The sequence below is a fragment of the Streptomyces albidus (ex Kaewkla and Franco 2022) genome, from assembly GCF_013870515.1.
In the GTDB taxonomy this organism is placed as follows: domain Bacteria; phylum Actinomycetota; class Actinomycetes; order Streptomycetales; family Streptomycetaceae; genus Streptomyces; species Streptomyces albidus.
In genome coordinates this window covers 1-3,180 of sequence record NZ_JACBXA010000413.1, presented here as the reverse complement: position 1 = coordinate 3,180, position 3,180 = coordinate 1, and the positions used below count along the sequence as shown (strand labels likewise).

Sequence of the window (3,180 nt, the reverse complement as noted above, 5' to 3'; positions counted from 1 at the left end):
CCGGGGGCGGGAGGGACGCCCGGGAGGGTCCGGGGGAGTGGGGGCGGGGAGTGCGCTCATGGTGCGTGCCGTTCTGTGCTGTCGTGCGGGTGTCTCAGCGCTGGTAGCGGGCGAGGATGCGGTTGCCGTCGTCGACGAGCTTGTCGCGCAGCGTGCTCAGGCTGATGCTGCCGCCGTAGTACTCCTGGAGCGCCGGAGTGGCGATCTTGTCCTTCCACTCGGGGTAGCCGCGGACGCCGAGGACCGGTGAGGCGCGCAGGTCGGAGGCGACGCGCAGGCCGGTGCTCCAGCCGTACTTCTCGGTGTCCAGGCCCGGGTCCCGCAGCGCTTCGCGGCCGGTGGGCACCAGCCAGTCACCCTTGGCCAGGCGCGCCATGTGATCGGGCCGGGTCAGGAACGCGACGAACTCCATGGCTGCCTTCTTGCGCTTCGTGTCCTGGGAGATGGACAGGGTCTGCGGGCTGACACCCTGGAGTTGTCCCCCGCCTGCGGCGCCGCTCCCGGCGGGCATCGGCAGCGTCACCCATTCGAATCCCTTCGGTGCCTGCTGCTGGACCTGCTGCCGGAAGGAGAAGTTGAGCGGCACGATCGCGTACCGCCCGGCGAAGAAACCGGGAAGGGTGTCGGACCCGGCCATGCCGAGGCTGCTCTCGGCCGCCGTGCGGTCCTTGTGGACCTGCCGGTGGATCAGCTCGATGACATGGGAGTCGGCGCGCTCGAAACGGATGACGTTCCTGCCGTTCTCACGGCGGAAGATCGCACCGCCCGTGGTCATGGCGAGGTTCACGGACTGGTTGACGGGCTCCTTCATCGACCAGGCCACGCCGTAGGTGCGTCCGCGGGTCAGCTCCTTCGCCACGTCCTCGAACTCCGCCCAGCTCCAGGGCCGCTGCGCCGTCGGGATGCGTGCACCCGACTTCTCCAGCAGCTTCCGGTTGGCGATCAGCACGCGCGGCTCCTGCAGGAACGGCACGCCGTAGATGCCGCCGGCGAAGCTCGCCGTGTCCCAACTGGCCTGCGATATCTGGCTCTTGAGGTCGGCGGGCAGCAGGCCGGTCAGGTCGGCGAGGTAGCCGCCGTGGGCGAAGTCGGTGAGGTCGTTGGCCTCGTCGTGGATGATGTCGGGCGCCTCGCCTCCCTCGAAGGAGGTCAGCAGCTGGTCGTGGACGCTCTCCCACGCGCCCTGCACGTAGCGGACCCTGGCCGAGGGGTTGCGCTTGTTCCACTCGGCCACCAGCGCCTTGTTGACCTCGATCGACTCCTTCTGCCAGGCGAGGCTCAGGTAGTCGAGGGTGCGCGAGTCGCCGCCGGAGCCGTTGCCGCAGCCGCCCAGCAGGGTGGCGGCGCCCGTGGCGGCCGCCGTGGTGATGAAGTTCCGGCGCCGCATCAGCCCTTCACCGCCCCGCTCATGATGCCGCTGACCAGGCGCCGCTGGAGCAGGCTGAAGAAGAGGAGGCTGGGGAGGGTCGCCATGAGCGCGGCCGCGGCGAGCGGCCCGAGGTCGGCGGCGCCCTCCGCGCCGATGAAGTGGGTGAGGATCACGGACATCGTCTGCTTCTCCGGGGACTTGAGCAGGACAAGGGCGAAGAAGAACTCGTTCCAGGCGGTGACGAAGGAGAACATCACCGTGGCGACCAGCCCTGGGGTCAGCAGCGGGAGGACCACGCTGAACAGCGTTCTGAACCGGCCGCAGCCGTCGATCGCGGCGGCCTCCTCCAGCGAGGCGGGCACGGCCCGTACGTAACCCTGGAGCATCCACAGCGCGAAGGGGAGGTTCCAGACGACGTACACAAGGACGAGCCCGGTAAGGGAGTTGATGAGGTGGAAGCTCTTCAGCACCAGGAACAGCGGGATGATCACCAGCACGAACGGGAACATCTGGCTGACCAGGATCCAGCCCGTCGCCGCCTTGCTGACCGGTGAGCGGTAGCGGACCATCGCGTACGCCGCGGGCACCGCGATCGCCACGGAGACGGCCGCCGCGCAGCTCGCGACGATGAGGCTGTTGAGCGCCGAACGGGCCAGCGGCTGCTGCTCGAAGGCGGCGGTGAAGCTGTCCAGGGACGGGTGCCGGGGCAGCCATGTCGGGTTCACCGACCCCAGTTCCTGCGGCGCCTTGAGAGCCGTGGAGACCAGCCAGAAGAGCGGGAAGGCCAGAAAGACCAGATAGCAGACCAGGGCCAGATACTGACCGGCGCGCGCCGGAACCCCTCGCGACGAGATCACTGGTCGGCCTCCTTGAGACGGTTGCGCAGGAAGATCGTCAGCAGCACGGCGATGACGGCGACCATCACCAGACCCATCGCGGCGGCGTAGCCGAACTGCCCGTAACGGAAGGCCTCTTCGTAGGCGAAGAGCATCGGCAGCCGTGTCGCGCCGCCGGGCCCGCCGCCGGTGAGCACGTAGACCAGGCCGAAGGAGTTGAAGTTCCAGATGAAGTTGAGCGCCGTGATGGCGAGCACGACCGGCTTCAGCGTCGGCCACGTCACTGTGCGGAACCGCCGCCACATGCCGGCGCCGTCCAGGGCCGCCGCCTCGTGCAGTTCGTGCGGCACGTTCTGAAGCCCGGCCAGGAGCACCACCGTCGTCTGCGGCATTCCCGCCCACACACCGACGACGATCACGGCGGGCAGCGCCATCGATACGCCGGCGAGCCAGTCGACGTTCTCGGAGATCAGGTGCAGATCGCTCAGGGTGGCGTTCAGGATGCCGGCGTCCTGGTGGTAGACCAGCCGCCACATGATGCCGATGACGACCTCGGGCATCGCCCAGGGGACGAGCGCGAGCGTGCGGGCCAGCCACCGGAATCGGAGGTTCTGGTTGAGCAGCACGGCAAGCCCGAGCGACAGCACGAACTGCAGGGCCGTCACACTCACGGCCCAGACCAGGCCGATCTTGAACGAGTCCCAGAAGAGCGTGTCGAGGCGCAGGTCCGCGAGGTTGTCGACGCCGATGAACTTGGTGACCTCGGTACGGCCGGACTGCGCGTCGGTGAAGGCCAGCGACAGCCCGTACAGCAGGGGCCCGGCGCTGAGCAGCAGGATCGGCAGCAGTGCGGGCAGCAGCAGGAACCACGCGTCGCGGTCCAGACCGAGCGCCTGCTTGCGCGCCGCGGAGGTCCGGGGCGGCGGAGTCCCACGGGAGGGCGCCTCGGCGGTGCCCGGGGCGGTGACGCTCATC

General features: G+C 69.1%; 3 protein-coding genes. All 3 read right to left on the bottom strand.

Annotated elements, in window-relative coordinates:
- Positions 1–94: 94 nt before the first annotated feature.
- From H5J26_RS29790 to H5J26_RS29780, 3 genes are read right to left on the bottom strand one after another with little or no spacing between them, the layout of a single operon-like run.
- Entirely contained in the window at positions 95–1,387 is a 1,293-nt protein-coding gene (locus tag H5J26_RS29790; protein ID WP_181769071.1) for an ABC transporter substrate-binding protein, read from the bottom strand.
- Complete coding sequence (locus H5J26_RS29785) at positions 1,387–2,226, bottom strand: carbohydrate ABC transporter permease (RefSeq protein ID WP_181769070.1); 840 nt, start codon at positions 2,224–2,226, stop codon at positions 1,387–1,389. Before H5J26_RS29785 ends, H5J26_RS29790 begins: the two co-directional genes overlap by 1 nt.
- A complete protein-coding gene (locus tag H5J26_RS29780; RefSeq protein ID WP_181769069.1) occupies positions 2,223–3,179 on the bottom strand; it encodes a carbohydrate ABC transporter permease in 957 nt (318 codons plus the stop codon). The genes H5J26_RS29785 and H5J26_RS29780 overlap by 4 nt, the downstream gene beginning before the upstream one ends.
- Position 3,180: the final 1 nt, after the last annotated feature.

Bases quoted from the DNA above. Each gene is read 5' to 3' on its own strand.
- H5J26_RS29780 (WP_181769069.1), bottom strand. From the start codon at position 3,179: ATGAGCGTCACCGCCCCGGGCACCGCCGAGGCGCCCTCCCGTGGGACT.
- H5J26_RS29790 (WP_181769071.1), bottom strand. From the start codon at position 1,387: ATGCGGCGCCGGAACTTCATCACCACGGCGGCCGCCACGGGCGCCGCC.